The 21605-nt window shown below is 65.6% G+C and carries 25 protein-coding genes and 1 pseudogene; 16 read left to right on the forward strand and 10 right to left on the reverse strand.

What is annotated here, in order from left to right:
• Nucleotides 1-50 precede the first annotated feature (50 nt).
• From ACVI1L_RS17170 to ACVI1L_RS17180, 3 genes and pseudogenes are all read left to right on the forward strand, one after another.
• Nucleotides 51-575 carry a MarR family winged helix-turn-helix transcriptional regulator gene (locus ACVI1L_RS17170; RefSeq protein ID WP_456783350.1) on the forward strand — a complete coding sequence of 175 codons (525 nt, stop codon included), beginning with the start codon at nucleotides 51-53 and terminating at the stop codon, nucleotides 573-575.
• Nucleotides 576-668: 93 nt separating this feature from the next.
• Entirely contained in the window at nucleotides 669-2039 is a 1371-nt protein-coding gene (locus tag ACVI1L_RS17175) for a glutamate--cysteine ligase (protein WP_456783351.1), read from the forward strand.
• A 143-nt stretch (nucleotides 2040-2182) separates the two neighbouring features.
• Nucleotides 2183-2738, forward strand: a pseudogene (locus ACVI1L_RS17180) (PAN domain-containing protein).
• Between the two features lie 106 nt (nucleotides 2739-2844).
• On the opposite strand, the gene ACVI1L_RS17185 reads toward ACVI1L_RS17180, so the two are convergent.
• The 5 genes from ACVI1L_RS17185 to ACVI1L_RS17205 form a co-directional block, all read right to left on the reverse strand.
• Nucleotides 2845-3411, reverse strand: coding sequence for a nucleotidyltransferase family protein (locus ACVI1L_RS17185; RefSeq protein WP_229191374.1), 567 nt, complete (start codon nucleotides 3409-3411; stop codon nucleotides 2845-2847).
• A complete protein-coding gene (locus tag ACVI1L_RS17190) occupies nucleotides 3408-3755 on the reverse strand; it encodes an MmcQ/YjbR family DNA-binding protein (RefSeq protein WP_253625072.1) in 348 nt (115 codons plus the stop codon). Before ACVI1L_RS17190 ends, ACVI1L_RS17185 begins: the two co-directional genes overlap by 4 nt.
• Before the next feature lie 108 nt (nucleotides 3756-3863).
• Nucleotides 3864-4634 carry a signal peptidase I gene (lepB, locus tag ACVI1L_RS17195; RefSeq protein ID WP_016847099.1) on the reverse strand — a complete coding sequence of 257 codons (771 nt, stop codon included), beginning with the start codon at nucleotides 4632-4634 and terminating at the stop codon, nucleotides 3864-3866.
• A complete protein-coding gene (gene tldD / locus ACVI1L_RS17200) occupies nucleotides 4634-6058 on the reverse strand; it encodes a metalloprotease TldD (RefSeq protein ID WP_028334625.1) in 1425 nt (474 codons plus the stop codon). Before tldD ends, lepB begins: the two co-directional genes overlap by 1 nt.
• 273 nt (nucleotides 6059-6331) lie before the next feature.
• Nucleotides 6332-6787: a winged helix-turn-helix transcriptional regulator gene (locus ACVI1L_RS17205; RefSeq protein ID WP_082653702.1), complete on the reverse strand. Its 456-nt coding sequence runs from the start codon at nucleotides 6785-6787 to the stop codon at nucleotides 6332-6334.
• 132 nt (nucleotides 6788-6919) lie between these two features.
• On the opposite strand from ACVI1L_RS17205, the gene ACVI1L_RS17210 reads away from it, so the two are divergent.
• From ACVI1L_RS17210 to ACVI1L_RS17220, 3 genes are read left to right on the forward strand one after another with little or no spacing between them, the layout of a single operon-like run.
• Entirely contained in the window at nucleotides 6920-7312 is a 393-nt protein-coding gene (locus tag ACVI1L_RS17210; protein WP_057016074.1) for a DoxX family protein, read from the forward strand.
• A gap of 10 nt (nucleotides 7313-7322) precedes the next feature.
• Nucleotides 7323-7826, forward strand: coding sequence for a DsrE family protein (locus tag ACVI1L_RS17215; protein ID WP_229191376.1), 504 nt, complete (start codon nucleotides 7323-7325; stop codon nucleotides 7824-7826).
• Between the two features lie 35 nt (nucleotides 7827-7861).
• The gene (locus ACVI1L_RS17220) at nucleotides 7862-8461 is read left to right on the forward strand and encodes a TlpA family protein disulfide reductase (RefSeq protein WP_253625070.1); all 600 of its coding nucleotides are present in this window, start codon (nucleotides 7862-7864) and stop codon (nucleotides 8459-8461) included.
• Between the two features lie 118 nt (nucleotides 8462-8579).
• Here ACVI1L_RS17220 and ACVI1L_RS17225 read toward each other — a convergent pair whose 3' ends face one another.
• The gene (locus ACVI1L_RS17225) at nucleotides 8580-9116 is read right to left on the reverse strand and encodes an invasion associated locus B family protein (RefSeq protein ID WP_253625069.1); all 537 of its coding nucleotides are present in this window, start codon (nucleotides 9114-9116) and stop codon (nucleotides 8580-8582) included.
• Nucleotides 9092-9415, reverse strand: a complete 324-nt coding sequence (locus ACVI1L_RS17230) for a hypothetical protein (protein ID WP_141341606.1) — start codon at nucleotides 9413-9415, stop codon at nucleotides 9092-9094. The genes ACVI1L_RS17225 and ACVI1L_RS17230 overlap by 25 nt, the downstream gene beginning before the upstream one ends.
• A 282-nt stretch (nucleotides 9416-9697) precedes the next feature.
• Here ACVI1L_RS17230 and coxB point away from each other — a divergent pair, with 282 nt between their 5' ends.
• From coxB to ACVI1L_RS17275, 9 genes are all read left to right on the forward strand, one after another.
• The gene (coxB, locus tag ACVI1L_RS17235) at nucleotides 9698-10537 is read left to right on the forward strand and encodes a cytochrome c oxidase subunit II (RefSeq protein WP_026191935.1); all 840 of its coding nucleotides are present in this window, start codon (nucleotides 9698-9700) and stop codon (nucleotides 10535-10537) included.
• A gap of 81 nt (nucleotides 10538-10618) precedes the next feature.
• The gene (gene ctaD / locus ACVI1L_RS17240) at nucleotides 10619-12235 is read left to right on the forward strand and encodes a cytochrome c oxidase subunit I (RefSeq protein WP_057016079.1); all 1617 of its coding nucleotides are present in this window, start codon (nucleotides 10619-10621) and stop codon (nucleotides 12233-12235) included.
• Nucleotides 12236-12299: 64 nt separating this feature from the next.
• Complete coding sequence (locus ACVI1L_RS17245) at nucleotides 12300-13238, forward strand: heme o synthase (RefSeq protein ID WP_028334631.1); 939 nt, start codon at nucleotides 12300-12302, stop codon at nucleotides 13236-13238.
• A 37-nt stretch (nucleotides 13239-13275) separates the two neighbouring features.
• Nucleotides 13276-13440 carry a hypothetical protein gene (locus ACVI1L_RS17250; protein WP_028334632.1) on the forward strand — a complete coding sequence of 55 codons (165 nt, stop codon included), beginning with the start codon at nucleotides 13276-13278 and terminating at the stop codon, nucleotides 13438-13440.
• A 5-nt stretch (nucleotides 13441-13445) separates the two neighbouring features.
• Complete coding sequence (locus ACVI1L_RS17255; protein ID WP_456783352.1) at nucleotides 13446-14075, forward strand: cytochrome c oxidase assembly protein; 630 nt, start codon at nucleotides 13446-13448, stop codon at nucleotides 14073-14075.
• Nucleotides 14076-14130: 55 nt separating this feature from the next.
• A complete protein-coding gene (locus ACVI1L_RS17260; protein ID WP_057016083.1) occupies nucleotides 14131-15027 on the forward strand; it encodes a cytochrome c oxidase subunit 3 in 897 nt (298 codons plus the stop codon).
• Between the two features lie 203 nt (nucleotides 15028-15230).
• Nucleotides 15231-15617 carry a DUF983 domain-containing protein gene (locus ACVI1L_RS17265; RefSeq protein ID WP_026191934.1) on the forward strand — a complete coding sequence of 129 codons (387 nt, stop codon included), beginning with the start codon at nucleotides 15231-15233 and terminating at the stop codon, nucleotides 15615-15617.
• Nucleotides 15614-16384, forward strand: coding sequence for an SURF1 family protein (locus tag ACVI1L_RS17270; RefSeq protein ID WP_253625067.1), 771 nt, complete (start codon nucleotides 15614-15616; stop codon nucleotides 16382-16384). The genes ACVI1L_RS17265 and ACVI1L_RS17270 overlap by 4 nt, the downstream gene beginning before the upstream one ends.
• A gap of 60 nt (nucleotides 16385-16444) precedes the next feature.
• Entirely contained in the window at nucleotides 16445-16996 is a 552-nt protein-coding gene (locus ACVI1L_RS17275) for a GrpB family protein (protein WP_456783353.1), read from the forward strand.
• Nucleotides 16997-17050: 54 nt separating this feature from the next.
• Here the strand turns inward: ACVI1L_RS17275 and ACVI1L_RS17280 are convergent, their stop codons facing one another.
• Both ACVI1L_RS17280 and ACVI1L_RS17285 read right to left on the reverse strand, forming a co-directional pair.
• Nucleotides 17051-18649, reverse strand: coding sequence for a DHA2 family efflux MFS transporter permease subunit (locus ACVI1L_RS17280; RefSeq protein WP_229191816.1), 1599 nt, complete (start codon nucleotides 18647-18649; stop codon nucleotides 17051-17053).
• The gene (locus ACVI1L_RS17285) at nucleotides 18649-19920 is read right to left on the reverse strand and encodes an HlyD family secretion protein (RefSeq protein ID WP_456783354.1); all 1272 of its coding nucleotides are present in this window, start codon (nucleotides 19918-19920) and stop codon (nucleotides 18649-18651) included. The genes ACVI1L_RS17280 and ACVI1L_RS17285 overlap by 1 nt, the downstream gene beginning before the upstream one ends.
• 204 nt (nucleotides 19921-20124) lie before the next feature.
• On the opposite strand from ACVI1L_RS17285, the gene ACVI1L_RS17290 reads away from it, so the two are divergent.
• Nucleotides 20125-20841, forward strand: coding sequence for a TetR/AcrR family transcriptional regulator (locus tag ACVI1L_RS17290; protein ID WP_076832338.1), 717 nt, complete (start codon nucleotides 20125-20127; stop codon nucleotides 20839-20841).
• 6 nt (nucleotides 20842-20847) lie between these two features.
• Here ACVI1L_RS17290 and ACVI1L_RS17295 read toward each other — a convergent pair whose 3' ends face one another.
• Nucleotides 20848-21564 (reverse strand): dihydrofolate reductase family protein, encoded by a 717-nt coding sequence (locus ACVI1L_RS17295; RefSeq protein WP_310882032.1) that lies wholly within the window; start codon nucleotides 21562-21564, stop codon nucleotides 20848-20850.
• Between the last annotated feature and the right edge of the window lie 41 nt (nucleotides 21565-21605).

Consider the following 21605-nt stretch of genomic DNA (forward strand, 5'->3'; position numbering starts at 1 on the left):
AGATGCATTCAGTGCGGTACAGTCGGTGCCGGGACCCTATGAGCTAGACCATGAAACGCAAGCTATCGAGCGAGGCGACGGCCGCCTGGATCCGCCTGATGCGGGTGCCGAGCCGGGTGCTGGACTGCGTCGAGCAGGATTTGAAGAAGGCCGGTTTTCCGCCGCTCGCCTGGTATGACGCTTTGCTCGAGCTGTCCCGCGCACCGTCGGGCGAGCTGCGCCCGGTCGAGCTCGAGCGCCAGATGCTGATCCCGCAATATTCGACCTCGCGGCTCATAGACAAGCTGGTCGACGAGGGGCTCGCCGCCCGCCGCGAATGCAAGATCGACAAGCGCGGCCAGTTCGTCGAGATCACCGAGGCTGGACGCGAGCTGCAGAAGCGGATGTGGAACGCCTATTCCGCCGCGATCGACAAGCATGTCGGCTCGAAATTATCCGACGCCGACGCAACCAGGCTGTGCGGCCTGCTCGACCGGCTCGGCTGCGCCTGCGGCGACGTCAAAGGCGACGTCAAGAATGAGACCAAGGCTGACAGCAAGGCTGCGCCTGCGCGAGACGGCGTGCCTGCCCGATGATATTGCTGATTCCATCATCCGCAGCCGTTGTGGCTCGCGGATGTCCCTGCCACCGCGCGCCTTCGATCGAAGCGCCCTTGAGTTGGATTATCTATGGCGCGTGACCAGATCGACATGACGCCGCTGCAGTCGCGCGACGAACTCGTGGCGTGGCTTGAAGCCGGCGTGAAGCCTGAGTCCGAATTCCGGATCGGCACCGAGCACGAGAAGACTCCGTTCACGCTGGAGGGCCATCAGCCCGTGCCCTATGAAGGCGCCAAGGGCATCGGCGCGCTGCTCGAGGGCATGAAGCTCTTGCTCGGCTGGGAGCCGATCATGGAGCGCGGCAACATCATCGGCCTCTATGACGTCACCGGCGGCGGCGCGATTTCGCTCGAGCCCGGCGGGCAGTTCGAACTGTCGGGCGCGCCGGTCGAAACCGTGCATCAGACGCAGTCGGAATTGATGGCGCATCTGGCGCAGGTGCGGGAGATCGCAACCCCGCTCGGCATCGGCTTCCTCGGCCTCGGCATGACGCCGTCCTGGTCGCGCGCGCAGATCCCCATGATGCCCAAGGGGCGTTACAAGATCATGCGAAACTACATGCCGAAGGTCGGCAAATACGGCCTCGACATGATGTTCCGGACCTGCACGGTGCAGACCAATCTCGACTTCTCCTCCGAAGCCGACATGGTGAAGAAGCTGCGGGTGTCGCTGGCGCTGCAGCCGATCGCGACCGCCTTGTTCGCCAATTCGCCGTTCACCGAAGGCAAGCCCAACGGCTTCCTGTCGTTCCGTTCCGAGATCTGGCGTGACACCGACAATGCGCGCAGCGGCATGGTGCCGTTCGCATTCGAGGACGGCATGGGCTTCGAGCGCTATGTCGATTACGCGCTCGACGTTCCGATGTATTTCGTCAAGCGCGGCGAGGAATATATCGACGTCTCCGGCTCCTCGTTCCGGGATTTCTTCGCCGGCAAGAATGCCGCCTTCCCGGGCGAGCGCCCGACCTTGTCGGACTGGGCCAATCACCTCTCGACGATCTTCCCCGAGGTGCGGTTGAAGCGTTACCTCGAAATGCGCGGCGCCGACGGCGTGCCGTGGGGCCGGCTGCCGGCGCTGCCGGCGTTCTGGGTCGGGCTGCTCTACGACAATGACAGCCTCGACGCCGCCTGGGACATCGTCCGCCACTGGACCGCGCCGGAGCGGCAGGCGCTGCGTGACGACGTGCCGCGTTTCGGCTTCAAGTCGCGGATCAAGGATCGCTATCTGTTCGAGATCACCAAGGAGTGCCTGATCCTGTCGCATGCCGGATTGCGGCGGCGCGGCCGGATCGATCATCTCGGACGCGACGAGAGCCGCTTCCTCGAACCGCTCGAGCGCATCATCGAGGCCGGCCGCTCGCCGGCCGAGGAGATGCTGGAGAAGTTCAACGGTCCCTGGAAGGGCTCGGTGGAACCGGCCTATCAGGAATACGCCTTTTAGTCCCCGCTTGGATCCGATCCGGGCGTGAGGCGCGCGCGAACGGCGGTGGTGTCGCACCCGCCGTTCATCCGCCGTACAGGTTCATGGCGTTCAAATGACGCCCCGCTAAACGCGCGGGGCTGCGCGAATTTGAAAGCAATCTCATGGGGATAGGCCGCCACTTTAGGGCGTGTGTGGTGATGTTTGCGGTCCTTGCGGCCGCGGTCGTCGCGCGCCCGGCATTGGCGCAGACCAATTTCGACCGCCCCGGCGGCGACTATCTCAACGCGCCGGTGACGACGGGCGATCCGGCCGATTGCGCGCTGACCTGCGAGCGTGACCGCCGTTGCCGCGCCTGGAGCTTCAACTATCCGACCGACGCCAATAATGGGGCGGTGTGCTGGCTGAAGAGCACCGTGCCGCCACGGGTGCAGAACGTCTGCTGCGTCTCCGGGGTGCGCGGCGCGGGTGTGGTCGAGCCGCGCAACGGCGCCATCGAAACCTCGATCGACCGGCTCGGCGCGCGACTACAAGAATTTCGAGCTGAAGAGCAGCGACGGCGACGAGGCCTGCCAGGCCGCCTGCACCGCCGACAACAAGTGCCGCGCCTGGACCTACGCCCGGCCCGGCTATGCCGGCCGCGACGCGCATTGCTTCCTGAAGAAAGAGATCAAGCCGCCGCGCCGCAAGGCGGGGTTCACGTCGGGCGTGGTGCGTTGATTCTGTAGCCCGGATGGAGCGAAGCGCAATCCGGGACCGCGCTCACCGCGGACGGGTCTGCCCCGGATTTCGCTGCGCTTCATCCGGGCTACGAAGCGACGACAGGCTACTCCGCCGCCAGCACCGTGATCTCGGGCCAGAGCGCCTTCCAGCGCGCCGCCTTCGTCGCATAGTTCGCCGGCGAAAAGTTCGCGGTTCGGTTCGGCCGCACGATCATGCCGGCGACATCATCGAAACCGTTCGGCGCATAGACGTCGTAGCCGCGCGTGGTGCGGCGGATGCCGATCTGCGTGTTTTCGGTGAGGAAGCGATCGATGCCGTCGATCGAACGCGACAGCGCCGGGTAGGGCAGGCCGTGCTTGTCGGGATACCAGAGATGGACGCGGGCCTGGTTGCGCACCTCGATCGCGACACCGAGATGCGCAAGCCGTGCCTTCAGCTCGCGGATCACCGCGTCCTCGGCCTCCCATGAGGTATCCGGATCGAAATAGAAGATGTCGTGGTCGCTGATGCCATGATCGAGCGGCCGGCTGGTCAACACGTTCCAGACGGTCTGCACCAGGCAGCCGGCGACCAGCCACGCATCGGGCAGGCCGAGGCGGTGCAGCTCGTCGGTGATGGCTTGATTGGCCGGGTTGCGCAGCGCGGCTGCGAGGAATTCGTCCTGCGTCACGACGAGGCGGTCGCGTCGTAGTCGCGGACCGCCTTCTTCGATGCCAGCGTGCGCCAGTGCCGGCGCAGCAAGGGCTCGACGGTGGCGCGTTTGACCTTCGACAGGCGGATCAGGACCATCGGGTAGTCGCGGTAGTGATCAGTGAAGTAGAACACCTTGGGCTGATGCTCGACCAGCATGTCGCGCTCCTCCGCCGGAACGCCCGGCATCACCAGGCTGTCGCCGTCCTCCTTGAGCCGCACCAGCATCCTGTTGCGCACCTTCAGCGCCGGCGTGCCGTAGGAAGAGCCGTCCTCGACCTCCGGCCATGCCAGCGCGATGTGCCTGATGTCGTCGAAGGTCACGACTATCATCCCGCAAGGAATGTAGCCCGGATGGAGCGAAGCGAAATCCGGGACATCTTGCAGAGTGGGAGATCCCGGATTGCGCTGCGCTCCATCCAGGCTACGCGTCTACTGCACCGAGGTGAAGAAGCGCGCGAGGCGGAAGCCTGAGAGCCAGGTCCAGACCGGCTGGCTGCGGATGCCGAGGTCCCAGGAGCCGACCACGGCGTCGGCGCGGCCGATCAGATTGTCGATCGGCAAGAGGCCGACGCCGCCGTCGCGCACCGGCACGCGGCTATCGGCGGAATTGTCCCGATTGTCGCCGAGCACGAACAGTTTGCCCGGCGGCACCGTCACCTCTTGGGTGTTGTCGAGCCGGCCGTTGTCGCGAATCTTGAAGATCGCGTGGTTGACGCCGTTCGGCAGCGTCTCGATATAGCGATACGCCTCCTCGCCGCCGCCGCGATCGTCTTCGGCGAAGCCGGTGCCGTCGGGCTTCAGCGTCGCCGCATGATCGTTGATGAAGAGCTGACCCTGCCGCATCTGGATGCGGTCGCCGGGCAGCCCGACCACGCGCTTGACCCAGGCCTGCGAGCGGTCGCCCGGCCAGCGGAACACGACGACGTCGCCGCGCTTCGGCGTCTCGCCGAACACGCGGCCGGTTTCAGGCAGCGTGATCTGGATCGGCAGCGAGGCCGCGCCGTAGCCATAGGGATATTTCGAGGCGACCAGCGCGTCGCCGATCAGCAGCGTCGGCTCCATCGATCCCGACGGCACGTAGAACGGCTCGGCGATCGCGCCCTTGGCGAGGAACACGACGGCCACGATCGCGGCCAGTTGCACGGCCTGCCCGCGCCAGCTGGTCGGCTTGGCCGTCACGACTTCGTTTCCGCTGCTCACTAGCCCGTTCCTCCGACCGTAATCCGTTCCATCCTGAGCGTCGGTTGGCCGACGCCGACCGGCACGCCCTGGCCGTTCTTGCCGCAGGTGCCGATTCCCGTATCCAGCGCAAGATCGTTGCCGATCATGGTGATCCTGTGGAGATCGGTCGGTCCGTTGCCGATCAGCATGGCGCCCTTCAGCGGCGCGCCGAGCTTGCCGTTCTCGATCTTGTAGGCTTCGGTGCACTGGAACACGTATTTGCCCGAGGTGATGTCGACCTGGCCGCCGCCGAAATTGGCGGCGTACATGCCGTTCTTCACCGAGGCGATGATCTCGGCCGGGTCGCGGTCGCCCGACAGCATGTAGGTGTTGGTCATGCGCGGCATCGGCACATGGGCATAGCTCTGCCGACGACCGTTGCCGGTCGGCTTCATGCCCATCAGCCGGGCGTTCTGGCGGTCCTGCATGTAGCCGACCAGAATGCCATCCTCGATCAGCACGGTGCGGTTGGTCGGCGTGCCCTCGTCGTCGATCGAGAGCGAGCCGCGGCGCGAGGCCATGGTGCCATCGTCGACCACGGTGACGCCCTTGGCGGCGACCTGCTGGCCCATCAGGCCGGCAAAGGCGGAGGTCTGCTTGCGGTTGAAGTCGCCCTCGAGCCCGTGGCCGACGGCCTCATGCAGCATCACGCCGGGCCAGCCGGCGCCGAGCACCACGTCCATCTCGCCGGCGGGCGCCGGCACCGATTCGAGATTGACCAGCGCCTCGCGCAGCGCGCCGTCGGCGGCGTCGCGCCAGGCCTTGGTCTCGATGAAGCGGGCATAGCCCTCGCGGCCGCCATAGCCCTTGCTGCCGCTCTCCTGGCGGTCGCCCTGGCCGGCGACGACGGAGATGTTAACGCGCACCAGCGGGCGGATGTCGCGATAGCTCTCGCCGTCGGGCCGCAGGATCTCGACCACCTGCCAAGTCGCGGTGAGGCTGGCCGAGACCTGACGCACCCGCGGGTCCTTGTCCCTGACATAGGCGTCGATCTCGCCGAGCAGCTTGACCTTGGCCTCGAATGCCGGCCCGTCCAGCGGGTTCTCGTCGCCATAGAGCTTGATGTTGGTGTGGGCGGGCGCCGCGGCGAAAGTGCCGGCATAGCCGCCGCGCACGGCCGCGACCGCATCCGCGGCGCGGATCAGCGCCGGGATCGAGACGTCGGAGGAATGCGCATAGCCGACCGCGTCGTCCTTGACCGCGCGCAGGCCGAAGCCCTGCGAGGTGTCATAGGTCGCCTGCTTCAGCCTTCCGTTGTCGAACACCAGCGCCTCGGTCTGCCCGAACTCCAGGAACAGCTCGCCGTCGTCGGCGCCTTCAAGGCCGCGGGACACCTCGCGGCGGACAGCATCGCGGTCCAGATTGGCGCGGTCGAGCAGGGAGGTCGTGGCGGGATTGGTCATGGTCACTCCGACGCAATGCGATTGCTTGGCGATTCCTCGTCATCCTTGCCTGAAGCGCAACTGATTGCCAGTGGGGAACCCGGAAGCCAAGGATTTCGGGGGATTGAAGCAGAGACGAGCGGAAAACTCATCTTACAACCCGGAAACCTGTACCGGTCCCGGTTCAGGCCCGGACGGCGATCATCAAAGATAGTGGTTGGGGTGGCAAACCGGGAGTGCCTGCGGCTATGCGGTCGATCACAGTGCCCCGTCGGGCTCGTCACCTTGTCGTCATCACCTTGAGCGCCGATCCGCCTTCCGCGGCTGGCTTTCGCGCTCGGCTGCATCGGCCGATTGCGGCTTCGGCTGCGCGGTGCCTTGTGCCGAGGTCGGAAAGCCATGCTCCTGCGCCCACCGGTACAGCTCGTCGAACACCGGCTTGAGCGCCTTGGCGGACGGCGTCATCTCGTACTCAACCCGAGGCGGCACCTCGGGATAGACCGTGCGCTTGACGAGACCGTTGGCCTCGAGATCGCGCAGCTGCGTGGTCAGCATGTGCTGGGTTACGCCGGGGATCGACTGGCGCAGCTCGCCGAATCGCCGCTTGCGCTCGACCAATTGCCAGAGGATGTCGCCCTTCCATTTCCCGGCCAGCACCGACAGCGCGCGATGAAATTGCGCGGACAGGTCGCCGTTGCACGGCTCGGACGCCATCGGAGGCTCGGCGGGCTCAATAGTCAGTTTTTTCATACTACCTCACAAAAAGCATCCTACTTGTTCTTTTCATCTTACTCCCGAATTTAGACCACCGAAAGCCGCGGGCCAGCCGCCGATCGGTCGGGTGGCCGCGGTCCGGCCTTACGAACAACTCGGGAGTCATCAATGTCAGTTGCAGTTGCCGCGGCGCCGTCGCGCTGGAAATCCGTCAGCCTCTGGGTCGTCAGGGGACTGCTCGCTTTGGCCTTTGCCGCCGCTGGCGCCGCCAAGCTCTACGGTGTGCCTATGCTGGTCGAGGAATTCGAGCATATTGGGCTCGGTCAGTGGTTCCGCTATTTCACCGGATCGCTGGAGCTGCTCGGCGCGGTCCTGATCCTGCTGCCCCCGGTCGCGGCGTTCGGCGGCGTGCTGCTGAGCTGCATCATGGTCGGCGCCACCATCACGCATCTGTTCGTGATCGGCGGCTCGCCGGTGCCCGCCCTCGTGCTGCTGACATTGAGTGTGATCGTCGCCTACGCCAAGCGTAGCCAGTTCGCCCTGCTCGCGAGCGCGCCGTGAGGCGAGCGCGATGCGCATCTCTCGCCGCACGCTGACGGTCGTGACCGGGCTGGTGCTGGCCTTCGCGGTGCCGTTCGCCGCGACAATGCTGCTCACCGGTTCGGTCGCGGCGGTCTCGAAGCCCGAGCCGAAGAAGCCCGAGCCGCGCGTGCACCACGTTGTGCTGCCGATCAACAGCGACGACCCGACCACGATGCGGGCGCTGATCTCGACCGCGCTCAACCTCCCGAAATATTATCGGGAGCGCAACGAGCCGTTCGAGATCGAGGTCGTCGCCTACAATGCTGGCGTCCACATGCTGCGCGCCGATACCTCGCCGGTGAAGGATCTGCTGCGGGTGGTGCGGGGGCTCACGCCCGACATCCGCTTGGTTGTCTGCGAAGCCACCAAGCTCGGCATGGAGCGCGCCGAGGGACATCCGCTGGTGCTGCTCGATCATGTCGACCTGGTGCCGAACGGGCCCGGGCGCATCATCGAATTGCAGGAAGCCGGCTGGTCCTACATCCGGTCCTGAGCGATGTGGCCATCAAGCCAAGCGGAGAACTTGTCATGACGTCAGCTCTCGCACCGACGCGCCGCGCGGTCGTTGCCGGCATGATTGGCGCCGGCGCCTCGCTCGCAATGCCCACCGGAGCTGCGCGCGCAGCGTCGGGACCGCCGCAATTCGGCACCATCCGGCATCAGTTCACGCAGGTCGAAGGCGCCCGCCCGGTGCCGCCGGTCGCGATCCCGGCGCTCGCCGGCGGCGCGCTCGATCTCACGGCGTTCAAAGGCAAGATGGTGCTGGTGAACTTCTGGGCCACCTGGTGCGCGGCGTGCCGGACCGAGCTGCCGATGCTGGACCGCCTTGCCGCCAGCGGCCGTCGCGATCTCGTGGTCGTCGCTATCAGCACCGATCGCAACCGCGCGCCGGTCGCGCCCTACGTCAAGCAGCTCAAGCTGCGCCACCTCGCGATCGGCTTCGATCCCGGTGGTCTCGTCTCGCGCGTCGACGCCGCCGAGGTCGATACGCCGTTCGCGCTCTACGGCATGCCGATCTCATTTTTGATCGGCATCACCGGGCAGGTCGAAGGCTACATGACGGGTGAGGCGGACTGGCTGTCCACGGAGGCGATCGCGTTGTTCGACTATTACGCCGGCGTCCGTTGAGATGGCGTAGCCCGGATGAAGCGCAGCGCAATCCGGGACTGGTCAATCCGCGATGATGGCGGCCCCGGATTGCGCTGCGCTCCATCCGGGCTACGCTTTCCTGTGCCGCTCGGCGCCGCTAGGGCAATTTGTCATACCCCTCCGCCAGGCCATTCAGGCTGAGCGGAAAGCCAATCCCTTCCTCGGGCGTCTCGAAGATGATGAAGGTCGCGGTCTTGGCGTTCTTGAGCTGGCCGAGCAGCTTGTCGTCCATCACGACCTCGGCGACGCAGCCATTGGGCAGGCATCTGACGAAACCGGCGCGGCCGACGTCCTGATTGTCGAGCTTGAGGCCGAGGCCGGAGGGCAGCAGCACGCCGAGCGGCGCGACCACGCGCATCAGGCGGCTCTTCTGGTCGGCGGTCTTCAGCACGATCACGGTCAGGCCGGCATTGGAGCGGTCTTCCGCTACCACGCTCTGGATCAGCGCGCATTGCTCGGCCTGGGCGCCGGGCGGAGTGTCGCAGCGGATCTGCCAGTCGCCGTGGACCGAGCGCACCGCGCCTTGCGCGTTCGCCGGCTGGGTCAGGCCAAGAGAAAGGCCGAGGCAGAGGGCCAGAATCGCGAGGCCGCCGAGCCGGCTGGCCATCGTCAAACGAATGTTCGAAGCGCCCATCCGGGTCGATCCTTATAGATGTTCGGTCGGTCCGGCCGTCCGCCGGTAGCACGCGCGCCACGATGCGCTTCCCGGAAGCGAATCATGATCTCATCTTCTTGTTTGAGCATGATCTTTCGGAAAACCGGTTTCCACTCTTCCGGATCATGCTCAGGCGTCGACTGATACCGCAATGACGGCGCCTTGAAGGCGATCGTGAAGCCATTCTCGCGCCGGATTGGGGCAGCCCGCAGCGAATCAGGTTCCTGTGCGCTGCCCTGTCTGTGGGTACATCCGGTAATCCCCCTGTCAAGCGGCATGGACAATTGGTCCAAGTGCTTTCGCTTGATTTTGCGGGAAAAATCGCAAGCGGCAGCTTCATCGCAGGCGCATGGCTTTCGGCCCCACTACTGCATTGCGAGCGCCGGAGAATTATGGTTTGAGAGGCTGGATTTCGACGCGTTCTAGCGATCTGGCTCCCGTACCCACCTTGACTCAGAGACGGGTATGTCCGGAAGGCCATTTGTCAGGGCGGATCGTGCTGCATTTTCGGCTACATGCCGGGGGTGCTTTGGGGAATAATGCAAGGGAGCGCGAGCGGCATGAAGATGTCGATTGGCCGGTTGGGCAGGCAATTGCTGGGGTTGGCGGTGGCGGGTGTGGCGTCTGTCGCCGCGGGATCGGCCTTCGCCGAAATGGGGCAGCCGGCGCCGTGGGAGCACACGCTGCAGGAAGGCGTGACCCCGGTGATGGAAAACATCATCTGGTTTCACAATTTCCTGCTGGTACTGATCACCCTGATCACGCTGTTCGTGCTCGCGTTGCTCATCATCGTGGTGGTGAAGTTCAACGCCAGGGCCAACCCGGTCCCCTCCAGGACCACCCACAACACGCTGATCGAGGTGGCCTGGACGCTGATCCCGGTGCTGATCCTGGTCGGCATCGCGGTGCCGTCGTTCCGCCTGCTGTTCCTGGAGCTCGACGTGCCGAAGCCGGATCTCACGGTGAAGGTCACCGGCAAGCAGTGGTACTGGTCCTACGCCTATCCGGATAACGGCAAGTTCGAGTTCGACTCGCTGCTCGACAAGGACAAGCAGCCGCGCCTGCTCGGCGTCGACAACGAGATGGTGGTCCCGGTCAACAAGGTGGTGCGGATCCAGACCACCGGCGCCGACGTGATCCACTCCTTCGCGGTGCCGGCCTTCGGCGTGAAGATCGACTCGATCCCCGGCCGCCTCAACGAGAGCTGGTTCAAGGCCACCAAGACCGGCGTGTTCTACGGCCAGTGCTCGGAACTGTGCGGCAAGGACCATGCCTTCATGCCGATCGCGGTCAGGGTCGTGAGCGACCAGGAATTCGCGACCTGGGTCGAAGGCGCGAAGAAGAAGTTTGCGACCAACCCGGCGAATTCCTACGCCTCGGCTGGTCAGGCGGCGCAGTAAGCCTCACGGCTTACGGCGCGGATGGAATAAGGGCGACGGGACCGCAAGGTCCAAGAGGGACTGCAAGGCAGGATTTTGAACATGGCGACAGGCGCAGCGACACACGACGATCACGCCCATGACGATCACGCCCACCATCCGACCGGATGGCGGCGTTATCTCTACTCCACGAACCACAAGGACATCGGTACGATGTACCTGATCTTTGCGGTGATCGCGGGCATCATCGGCGCGGCGATGTCGATCGCGATCCGTGCCGAGTTGATGTATCCGGGCGTCCAGATATTCCACGAGACGCACACCTATAACGTGTTCGTGACCTCGCACGGCCTGATCATGATCTTCTTCATGGTCATGCCGGCGATGATCGGCGGCTTCGGCAACTGGATGGTGCCACTGATGATCGGCGCGCCGGACATGGCGTTCCCGCGCATGAACAACATCTCGTTCTGGCTGCTGCCGGCCTCGTTCGCGCTGCTGGTGATGTCCACCTTCGTCGAGGGTGAGCCGGGCGCCAACGGCGTCGGCGCGGGCTGGACCATGTATGCGCCACTGTCGACCTCGGGCCATCCGGGACCGGCGGTCGATTTCGCGATTCTCTCGCTCCATCTCGCGGGTGCCTCGTCGATCCTCGGCGCCATCAACTTCATCACCACGATCTTCAACATGCGCGCGCCGGGCATGACCCTGCACAAGATGCCGCTGTTCGTGTGGTCGATCCTGGTCACCGTGTTCCTGCTGCTGCTGTCGCTGCCGGTGCTCGCCGGTGCGATCACCATGCTGCTGACCGACCGCAATTTCGGCACCACCTTCTTTGCGGCTGACGGCGGCGGCGACCCGGTGCTGTTCCAGCATCTGTTCTGGTTCTTCGGTCACCCCGAAGTGTACATCCTGATCCTGCCCGCCTTCGGCATGATCAGCCAGATCGTCTCCACCTTCTCGCGCAAGCCCGTGTTCGGCTATCTCGGCATGGCCTACGCCATGGTGGCGATCGGCGGCATCGGCTTCGTGGTGTGGGCGCACCACATGTACACCGTCGGCATGTCCTCGGCGACGCAGGCCTATTTCGTCGCCGCCACGATGGTGATCGCGGTGCCGACCGGCGTGAAGATCTTCTCGTGGATCGCCACGATGTGGGGCGGCTCGATCGAGTTCAAGGCGCCGATGATCTGGGCGATCGGCTTCATCTTCCTGTTCACCGTCGGCGGCGTCACCGGCGTCGTGCTGGCCAATGCCGGCGTCGACCGCGTGCTGCAGGACACCTACTACGTGGTGGCGCACTTCCACTACGTGCTGTCGCTCGGCGCCGTGTTCGGCATCTTCGCCGGCTGGTACTACTGGTTCCCGAAGATGTTCGGCTACATGTACTCGGAACGGATCGCCAAGGCGCACTTCTGGTTTACCTTCGTCGGCGTCAACCTGGTGTTCTTCCCGCAGCACTTCCTCGGCCTGTCGGGCATGCCGCGCCGTTATGTCGACTATCCGGATGCGTTCGCCGGCTGGAACCTGATCTCCTCCTGGGGCTCGTACATCTCCGGCATCGGCGTCCTGATCTTCATCTACGGCGTGATCGATGCCTTCGTCCGCAAGGAGCAGGCCGCGAACAATCCGTGGGGCGCCGGTGCGACCACGCTGGAGTGGACACTGACCTCGCCGCCGCCATTCCACCAGTTCGAAGTGCTGCCCCGCGTGCAGTAAGTCCACGACAACGCGGCGCACTTTAAGGGTGCGCCGCGCCTTTTGAGAGAAGCGAGACCTGATCTTGTCGGTTGTCGATCACAACGCCATCGAGCTGCCCCGGATCTCCGAGGCCGAAGTGGGCGACTACATCGCGCTGTTGAAGCCGCGCGTGATGTCGCTGGTGATCTTCACCGCGCTGGTCGGGCTGATGATCGCGCCGGTGCACGTGCATCCGGTGCTGGCATTCACCTCGATCCTGTGCATCGCGGTTGGCGCCGGCGCCTCCGGCGCGCTCAACATGGCCTATGAGGGCGACGTCGACGCGCTGATGACGCGCACCGCCAACCGGCCGATTCCGCGCGGCCGCATCACGCAGACCGAGGCGGCCGCGTTCGGCATCACGCTCGCCTTCTTCTCGGTGATGACACTCGGCATTCTGGTCAACTGGGTGGCGGGTGCGCTGCTTGCCTTCACCATCTTCTTCTATGCCGTGGTCTACACGATGTGGCTGAAGCGCTGGACCGCGCAGAACATCGTGATCGGCGGCGCCGCCGGTGCCTTGCCACCGGTGGTGGCTTGGGCCGCCGCGACCGGATCGCTCTCGGTCGAGCCGATCCTCCTGTTCCTGATCATCTTCTTCTGGACTCCGCCGCACTTCTGGGCGCTGGCGCTGTTCCGCAGCGACGACTATGCCCGCGCCGGCATCCCGATGCTGCCGGTCGTCGCCGGTCCCGACGCGACCCGGCTGCAGATTCTGCTCTACACCATCGTGCTGGTCGCGATCGCGCTGGCGCCGTGGCCGCTCGGCTATTTCGACGCGATCTACGGCGTCACCTCGCTGGTGCTTGGCGCCGGCATGCTGTGGCTGGCCATCGAGGTCTATCGCCGCCGCGAGGGGACGGCTGCCAACCGCGCCACGCGCCGGCTGTTCGCCTTCTCGATCCTCTATCTGTTCGCGCTGTTTGCCGTCCTTCTCGCCGAGGTCGTGGTCCGCGCGATTGCGCCTGTCTTCATCGGATAGGGAGCCGGGGGGCGAGATGGGGGCGCATGGGATATCAATGGACGAGAAACGCGAACCAGAAGGCATCGTCCTCACCGAGGCGCAGCTCAAGAGCCGCCGCCAGCGCTCGATCGCCATCGCGCTCGCGCTCGGCATCCTGGTCGTGCTGTTCTTCGCCGTCACCCTCGTCAAGGGGCCGGCCGTGCTGGTGCGGCCGCTGTGAGTGAGATGGCCAACCAGGGACCGCAGCAGGGCGAGGGCGCCAAGGTCACGCGCCGCACGCTGACGCGCGACGCCGTGGTTGCCTCGATCTGCGGCTTCGTCGTGGTGCTGATGGTCGGCGCGTCCTACGCAGCCGTGCCGTTCTACAACTGGTTCTGCCGCACCACCGGCTTCAACGGCACCACCCAGGTCGCGACCTCGGTGCCTTCGGATGCGCCGCTCGAGCGCACTATTTCGGTCAGCTTCGATTCCAACGTCGCGCCGGGCCTGCCCTGGAAGTTCGAGCCGGAGCAGAACACGATCGACGTCAAGATCGGCCAGGTGGTCACGGTCTACTACACTGTCACCAACCAGTCGGCGCGCACCACCACCGGCCAGGCGTCCTACAATGTCGCGCCGTTGACGGTCGGCGCCTATTTCCAGAAGATCAACTGCTTCTGCTTCACCGAACAGACCATGGCGCCGGGCGAAAAGCGCGAGATGGCCGTGGTGTTCTATGTCGATCCGGCGCTGGCCAAGGACAGCGAGAACGACACGCTGAAGACGATCACCCTGTCCTACACCTTCTTCCCCGTGCGCGACACCGCGCCGAAGCCCGTGGCGGCGGGCGAGGCGGAACAGCGCAAGGGCGGCTAGTTTTGGAATTTAAGATTTAAGACGTGCCTTGCGGCACGCGAATGGAGAGACGGCAATGGCTGAGGCGCAAGTCAAGCATCACGACTATCATCTCGTCGACCCGAGCCCATGGCCGGTGGTCGGCTCGATCTCGGCCTTCATCATGGCGTTCGGCGCGATCGGCTGGATGCACCACATGTTCTCCGCCGCGCCGATCGTGTTCGGCGTCGGCACCATCGGCGTGCTCTACACGATGGCGAGCTGGTGGGGCGACGTGATCAAGGAAGCCCAGTACAAGGGCGACCACACCCGCGTGGTGCAGATCAGCCACCGCTACGGCATGATCCTGTTCATCGCCTCCGAGGTGATGTTCTTCGTCGCCTGGTTCTGGGCCTTCTTCAATGCGGCGCTGTTCCCGGCTGACGCGGTGCATGCCACCCGCGATGCGGTGTTCGGCTGCGGCGCCGGCACGGCGATGGGCGCCTGCTCCGTTCCCGGTACCTGGCCGCCGCACGGCATCGAGACCTTCGATCCCTGGCATCTGCCGCTGCTCAACACGCTGCTGCTCCTGACCTCCGGCACCACCGTCACCTGGGCGCACCATGCGCTGCTCGAGAACGACCGCCAGGGCCTCAAGCAGGGTCTGATCCTTACCGTTATCCTCGGCGCTCTCTTCACCTGCGTGCAGGCCTATGAGTACGCCCATGCGACGTTCTCGTTCGGCGGCAACGTCTATGGCGCGACCTTCTTCATGGCGACCGGGTTCCACGGCTTCCACGTGCTGGTCGGCACCATCTTCCTGCTGGTCTGCCTGATCCGCGCCTACGCCGGCCACTTCACGCCGAAGCAGCATCTCGGCTTCGAGTTTGCCGCCTGGTACTGGCACTTCGTCGACGTGGTCTGGCTGTTCCTGTTCATCTGCATCTACGTCTGGGGCCATGGCGCCGAGACGATGGCCCACGGCGCACACTAATTGCCGGCCGACGTGCTAAAAAGGGGCGGCCGAATGGCCGCCCCTTTTTGTTTCCCTTCTGCCCTTGTGGGAGAAGGTGGCGCGGATGTAATCCGCGCCGGATCAGGGGTCTCCATCCGCGGAGACAGACCCCTCACCCGGCTACATCTCGCTCCGCTCGATTTCGCCACCCTCTCCCACAAGGGGAGAGGGGAAGGAGCCAAATGACCGATACCCCGCCGACCGTCACTGAGAGCGCATTGCGCGGCATCGCCTGCCGCTGCCCGCGCTGCGGCAAGGGCAAGCTCTATTCCGGCTTCCTGACGCTGGCGCCGCGCTGCCAGGCCTGCGGCCTCGACTTCGCCTTCATCGATTCCGGCGACGGGCCGGCGATCTTCGTGATCATGCTGGCCGGCGCGATCGTGGTCGCGGCGGCGCTGATCGTCGAGGTGAAGTACCAGCCGCCGTTCTGGGTGCATGCCGCGCTGTGGCTGCCATTGATCCTGGTTACCACGATCCTGCCGCTACGATCGATGAAGGCACTTCTGATCGCGCTGCAATTCCACCACAAGGCCGCCGAAGGCCAATTGATCGAGCGCGACCCGAAATGAATGATGTGACGACGCGCCGGCCGAGCGCGGCCGGCTTCGGCATTTTCACGTTGATCCTGATCGCGGTGTTTATCGCCCTCGGTTTCTGGCAATTGCAGCGCCGGGTCGAGAAGCACGCGCTGATCGCAGCGCTCGAGGCGCGGCTGGCCGCGCCGACCGAGGCGCTGCCGCCGCCGTCGGCATGGCCGACGCTGACCTCCGCCAAGGATGAATTCCGCCGCGTGACCCTGACCGCGACCTATGCGAAGCAGCCTGACGCGATGGTGTTCAGCTCCGGCTCCGCCGTGCGCGACGACATTTCGGGTCCCGGCACCTGGGCGTTGCTGCCGGCGAAGCTCGCCAGCGGCGAGACCGTCGTGATCAACACCGGCTTTGTCCAGAACACGATGCAGGATCGTGCCTTCGAGGACCGCGTGGTCGGCCGCCTCGTCACCGGCGCGCCGGTTGAGCTCACGGGCTATATCCGCTTTCCCGAGCCACCGGGCCGGCTGACGCCGAAGGAAGATATCTCGAAGCGGCTGTGGTTCGTGCGCGACCATCGCGCGATGGCGCAGGCGCTCGGCTGGGGCCAGGTCGCACCGTTCTATATCGACCTCGAGGCGCCGGTGCCCGACAGCGGCACGCCGAAGCCCGGACCGCTCAAGGTGCGGCTCAAGGACGACCACATGCAGTACGCCATCACCTGGTTCTCGCTGGCCGCTGCGGTCACGATCGCCTTCGGCCTGTGGTGGCGCGGCCACCGGCAGCGTGCCTCTGGTCGAACCTAGCCCCATCATGGTTTGATTGACTCGCGAAGGGGACTTCGCGGCAAGCAATCAGGGTGTGCCATGGAGAAATACGGCGCCGGGCCAATCGTTGTCCTGGACTATGACCCCAACTGGCCAGCCATGTCCGAGACGGAGCGCGCGAGGATCGCGCACGCGCTCGGCTCGCAGGCCCTGGCCATCGAGCATGTCGGCAGCACCGCGGTTCCGGGCTTGCCGTCGAAGCCGATCATCGACCTGATGGTCGGTGTCCCCAGCCTCGCGGAGGCACGGGAGCGCTGCATCGAGCCGATCGAGGCGCTCGGTTGCACCTACATATCGGAATACGCGGCGTGGCTGCCTGGCGAGTTGTTCTTCCGCAAGGGTCCTCCGGGGCCGTGGACCCATCATCTGCATGTGATGGAGCCATCCAATCCGCGCTGGGAAACGCTGCTGGTGTTTCGCGACTATCTTCGCGCGCACCCCGAGGTGTCCCGTGCCTACGCCGAGATCAAGCAGGCCCTTGCTGCCTCCTCGAGAGAGGACATCGCGGCCTATCGCAACGGCAAAACGCGTTTCGTCGAGGAGACGACCGCGAAGGCCCGCGCGTGGCGCGCGAACCTGTCCGGTCGATAGCGCGGCCGCGCCACGCTTGCATTCTGCCGTAACGCATCCATGCCCGCGCCGGGATCAATGACCCATGGGGGCGGGGCCGCCGAGCTTGACCTTGCGCAAGGTCAGCGCCAGCGGGATCGCCGACAGCGAGATAAGCATCAGGACCCAGAACGCATCCATGTAGGACAGGAACGAGGCCTGGGTCTGCACCTGCTGTCCGATCCACTGGATCGCCTGACTGTGCGCCTGCGCCAGCGAACTGCCCTGGGCGACGAAGAAGTCGGTGACCTGGTGCAGCGTGTCCTGGTATTGCGGGCTCGACGGCGTCACCTGCTCGACCAGCCGGCTCTGGTGGAATTGCTGGCGATGCGTCAGCACGTTGGACACGATCGAGACGCCGATCGAGCCGCCGGTGTTGCGCGCCGCGTTGATCAGCGCGGAGGCCTGGTCGGTCTTCCCAGCGGGAATGCCGTCATAGGACGCCGCCATGATCGGCACGAAGATCAGCGGCAGGCCGACGCCGATCAGCATGCGTGAGCGCGCCATGAACCAGAAGCCGAGATCGCCGTAGACGTTGGTCATGCTGTACATCGAGGCGGCGATCACCAGCGCGCCGGCAACGATCAGGTATTTCGGCTGCACCCTGGTGGCGAGCCGGCCGACCGCGAACATCATCATCATGGTGACGACGCCGCCGGGCGAGAGCACGAGGCCGGCCCAGGTCGCGGTGTAGCCGAAATCCTGCTGCACCAGCTGCGGCAAGAATTGCGTGGTGGCGAGCAGGATGGCGCCGGTCGCCAGCATCACCAGGAAGCAGGCGCCGAACTGCCGGGTTGCGACCATGCGCAGGTCGATCACCGGATTGCGCCGGGTCATCTCCCACGGGATCATCAGCACGAACGCCGCGGCGCAGAACACTGCAAAGGTGATGATGAAGGGCGAGGCGAACCAGTCGTCCTCGAGGCCACGATCGAGCACCACCTCGAGCGCGCCGAGGAAGGTCGCGACCAGCGCGAAGCCGATGAAGTCGAACCTGTTGTCCTGGGGCCGCGCTCCCTTGGCTTTCGCGGTCGCGGGCTCCTGCAGCACGGCCGCGATCAGCGCGATCGCGAACACACCGACCGGCGCGTTGATCAGGAAGCACCAGTGCCAGGAGAGGTTGTCGGACAGCCAGCCGCCGAGCGTCGGCCCGACCACCGGCGCCACCACGACGGCAATGCCGAACACCGCGAACGCCTGCCCGCGCTTGGCCGGCGGGAAGGCGTCGGCGAGAATCGATTGCGCAACCGGCACCATGCCGCCGCCGCCGAGACCCTGCAGGATACGGAACAGCAGCAGCGCGTTCAGATTGGGTGCAAAACCGCACAGGATCGAGCTGACCGTGAAGATGCCGAGGCAGATCAGGAAGAAGGTCTTGCGCCCGAGCGTGCGGGCGAGAAAGCCGGAGGCGGTCAGGATGATGGCGTTGGACACCAGATAGGTGGTGACCACCCAGGAGGCCTCGTCCTCGCTCACGCCCATGCCGCCGGCGATATAGGGCAGCGCGACGTTGGCGATGGTGGTGTCGAGCACCTCCATGAAGCTCGCGAGCGCGACCACGATGGCGATCAGCCAGGGATTGACGGTGACGCTCGGAGCCGGAATGCCTTTGGCATCGATGGCGGCGACACTCATCACAGCCTCCCGAGGCTCGACTTCTCAAGGCGCTCGAACAGGGACGGCGCGGGATTGATCCGCACCGTCGGCACCACGGACATGCCCGGGCCGAGCGCGACGTCGGCCGGTGGGTTGTCCATCACGATCTTCACCGGCACGCGCTGCACGATCTTGACGTAGTTGCCGGTGGCGTTCTGCGCCGGCAGCAGCGAGAACGCGGTGCCGGAGCCCGGCTGCACGCTCTCGACATGGCCCTGGATGGTGCGTCCGGGATAGGCGTCGATCTTCATCGTCACCTTCTCGCCCGGCCGCATCTTGTCGAGCTGGATCTCCTTGAAGTTCGCGGTGACCCAGGTCTGGTCGGGCACGAACATCGTGAGGTTGGTGCCGGCCTGCGCGAACTGGCCGACCGCGGCCGACAGGCTGACGACGCGGCCCGGCTGGGCGGCGGTGACCGTCGTATAGGACAGATTGAGCTTGGCCTGGTCGCGTTGCGCCTCGGCCTGGGCGAGGTTGGCGACCGCGCTCTTGCGCTGCGCCTTCAGCGACTCGACCTGGCGCTGCGCGAGGTTGAGCGTCGCCTGCGCGCTCAACAGCGCAGCCTGCTGCTGATGCAGCTGCGAGGTGAACTGCTCGGAATTCTGCACGGTGCCGTAGCCGGATTGCTCCAGATGCTGGTAGCGCGTCGCCTGCTGCTGGGCGAACACCAGCGCCGCCTGCGCCTGGTCGACCTGCGCCTGGTTGGCAGCAATCTGCGCCTGCTGCACGTCGAGCTGCGCATCGACATTCTCGATGCTGGCGCGCGCGGCAGCGACCTGCGCCTCGGCCTGCGCCAGCGCGACGCGATAGTCGCGGTCGTCGAGCCGGGCGATCACGTCGCCGGCCGCGACATGCTGGTTGTCGGTGACCGGGACGGCTGTGATGTAGCCGGAGACCCTCGGCGCCAGCGCCGACTGACGCGCGGCGATGAAGGCGTCGTCGGTGGATTCGAAATGCGCGCTGTAGTCCATGTAGAGATAGCCGCCGCCAATGGCTGCGGCGAGCAGCACGGCGCCGATCGCGGAGACGACCGGACGGCGGCGGAGAAAGCTGGGCCGTGCTGCCTTGCCGATGACCTCCAGCGGGATTGTTGCCGGCGGGGCGGGCTGCTTGCCCGCGGGATGCTCCTGCGCCGGAGCTCGTGCGGTGACCGAGGGCCGGTCAGGCTCATGGGAGGCCGGAGCCGAGGACGCCCCCTCGATACCCTCATGCCCCGGTTGGTCGCGCTCCAAAACAGTGTCTTCAAACATGATGGCGGCTCCTGCTGTCAGGCGAGGTCTGCAAGGCCTTCGCCAAAAGGAACGAAACCGTTCCGTTCTATGCGGCAAATAGTCCCGCCGCAGTGCGTCGTCAATAGAAACGGAACTGTATCGTTCTATTTACAACCAGATGTGATAAGGCTATATTGCCTGATATTGCCGGCCTGACCGGCCCATCGAACCCGGGTCGATGCGATGACCACCAGCACCCTGAAGAAGCCGCGCGTACCGAAAACCAGGCCGGTCGAGGTGCGCGCCGGCCGGCCGCCGAAGGAACTCGCCGGCGAGGTTGATGCGCGGATTCTCGATGCCGCGCGCCAGGTCTTCCTGCAGCGCGGGTTCGAGGGCGCGAGCATCGACGAGATCGCGGAAGTCGCGCGCTCCGGCAAGCGGACGATTTATGCGCGCTTCCGCGACAAGCGGGCGCTGTTCACGGAAGTGGTGACGCGGGACATCCTGGCACGCATCGCCGAGTTCAAGGCCGATCCGCCGGTCGGCGCGACCATCGAGGAGCGCCTCACCAGCGTTGCCTCGACCCTGTTGCATTGGGGCTTCGATGCCGACCGGATCGGCCTGATGCGGCTCGCCATCGCGGAAGCGCACCGCTTCCCGGATCTCGCCGCCAACGTCAACCGCAGGGCGCGCGCGCTCAGCACCGAGCTCGGCATTCACCTGCTGCGCGACCTGACGCAATCCGACCAGCTCGGCAAGCTGCCGGCCTTCGCGCCCGAACACCTGCCGACCACGGCGCGGATGTTCCTCGACATCATCGCGGTGCCGATGCTGCTCCGGGCGCTGTTTGAGGTCGACCTGAAGGCGCTCGATCCCGAGATCGACGCCCATGTCGCGCGCGGCGTCGCGTTTTTCGTTGCTGCATGCCGGACCGGCTGGGTGGAGAATCCCAAGCCATAGGCGCGCTTAATCCGGCGCGCGCTCCACCGCGTGACGCAGCCAGACCATGCCGCCTTCCAGTGTCTCGCAATGAGTGAGCCGGAGCGATTGTCCGGCGCCGGGGCGGTCGCCGTCGGGGCCGTGATAGTCGACGATGCTTTGCGAGCCGGCGACGCCGTCGACCGCCGGAAAGATCAATGTGCTGAATTCGTCGATCAGCCCATGCTTGAGGAAGGCGCCGTTGATCCCGCCGCCGCCTTCGAGCAGCAGCGTCCTGGCGCCGAACAGCGACGCCAGCTGCGCCATCGCGCCCGGCAGATCGTCGCCCTTGGTGCCTGCAAAGATGTAGGACGCACCGTCCTCGCGCAGTTCGGCGAGATGCGCATCGGATACCTGTTCGCCGAGCACCGCGACGGCGTGATCGCCGCCGACATTGTCCTTGCCGAAATGCACGCGGCCCGACGGATCGATGCCGACAGCAAGCTTGCGGCCGCTACGGTTGCCGAGATGCGCCTCGCGCGGCAGCCTCAGTGGGTTGGCGATATGCCGCTCGGCTCCCTTGGCCATCTCGTTCATGGTGACGCGGCCGATGATCCATCCATCGGCATCGAAGCCGTCATGGATCCGTTCGTAGTGGCCGCGCAGCACGTCGGCCGGGATGCCGGCGGCGGCCTTGGTGAAGCGGCTGGGATGAAGCCGGCCGTCGATCGACGTGCCCATGTGGCAGATGATGTGGGGGCGCATAGGCTGAACTCTTCGGTGGGGGATGACCGCGCCACAGGGGC

This window comes from Bradyrhizobium sp. USDA 4516 (genome assembly GCF_054055915.1).

Excerpts from the sequence above, each read along its gene's own strand:
- ACVI1L_RS17170 (WP_456783350.1), top strand. The coding sequence starts at position 51 with ATGAAACGCAAGCTATCGAGCGAGGCGACGGCCGCCTGGATCCGCCTG.
- ACVI1L_RS17175 (WP_456783351.1), top strand. The coding sequence starts at position 669 with ATGGCGCGTGACCAGATCGACATGACGCCGCTGCAGTCGCGCGACGAA.
- tldD (WP_028334625.1), bottom strand. The coding sequence starts at position 6,058 with ATGACCAATCCCGCCACGACCTCCCTGCTCGACCGCGCCAATCTGGAC.
- ACVI1L_RS17205 (WP_082653702.1), bottom strand. The coding sequence starts at position 6,787 with ATGAAAAAACTGACTATTGAGCCCGCCGAGCCTCCGATGGCGTCCGAG.
- ACVI1L_RS17210 (WP_057016074.1), top strand. The coding sequence starts at position 6,920 with ATGTCAGTTGCAGTTGCCGCGGCGCCGTCGCGCTGGAAATCCGTCAGC.
- ACVI1L_RS17215 (WP_229191376.1), top strand. The coding sequence starts at position 7,323 with ATGCGCATCTCTCGCCGCACGCTGACGGTCGTGACCGGGCTGGTGCTG.
- ACVI1L_RS17220 (WP_253625070.1), top strand. The coding sequence starts at position 7,862 with ATGACGTCAGCTCTCGCACCGACGCGCCGCGCGGTCGTTGCCGGCATG.
- ACVI1L_RS17225 (WP_253625069.1), bottom strand. The coding sequence starts at position 9,116 with ATGGGCGCTTCGAACATTCGTTTGACGATGGCCAGCCGGCTCGGCGGC.
- ACVI1L_RS17230 (WP_141341606.1), bottom strand. The coding sequence starts at position 9,415 with ATGCCGCTTGACAGGGGGATTACCGGATGTACCCACAGACAGGGCAGC.
- coxB (WP_026191935.1), top strand. The coding sequence starts at position 9,698 with ATGAAGATGTCGATTGGCCGGTTGGGCAGGCAATTGCTGGGGTTGGCG.
- ctaD (WP_057016079.1), top strand. The coding sequence starts at position 10,619 with ATGGCGACAGGCGCAGCGACACACGACGATCACGCCCATGACGATCAC.
- ACVI1L_RS17250 (WP_028334632.1), top strand. The coding sequence starts at position 13,276 with ATGGACGAGAAACGCGAACCAGAAGGCATCGTCCTCACCGAGGCGCAG.
- ACVI1L_RS17255 (WP_456783352.1), top strand. The coding sequence starts at position 13,446 with ATGGCCAACCAGGGACCGCAGCAGGGCGAGGGCGCCAAGGTCACGCGC.
- ACVI1L_RS17260 (WP_057016083.1), top strand. The coding sequence starts at position 14,131 with ATGGCTGAGGCGCAAGTCAAGCATCACGACTATCATCTCGTCGACCCG.
- ACVI1L_RS17265 (WP_026191934.1), top strand. The coding sequence starts at position 15,231 with ATGACCGATACCCCGCCGACCGTCACTGAGAGCGCATTGCGCGGCATC.
- ACVI1L_RS17270 (WP_253625067.1), top strand. The coding sequence starts at position 15,614 with ATGAATGATGTGACGACGCGCCGGCCGAGCGCGGCCGGCTTCGGCATT.
- ACVI1L_RS17275 (WP_456783353.1), top strand. The coding sequence starts at position 16,445 with ATGGAGAAATACGGCGCCGGGCCAATCGTTGTCCTGGACTATGACCCC.
- ACVI1L_RS17280 (WP_229191816.1), bottom strand. The coding sequence starts at position 18,649 with ATGAGTGTCGCCGCCATCGATGCCAAAGGCATTCCGGCTCCGAGCGTC.
- ACVI1L_RS17285 (WP_456783354.1), bottom strand. The coding sequence starts at position 19,920 with ATGTTTGAAGACACTGTTTTGGAGCGCGACCAACCGGGGCATGAGGGT.
- ACVI1L_RS17290 (WP_076832338.1), top strand. The coding sequence starts at position 20,125 with ATGACCACCAGCACCCTGAAGAAGCCGCGCGTACCGAAAACCAGGCCG.
- ACVI1L_RS17295 (WP_310882032.1), bottom strand. The coding sequence starts at position 21,564 with ATGCGCCCCCACATCATCTGCCACATGGGCACGTCGATCGACGGCCGG.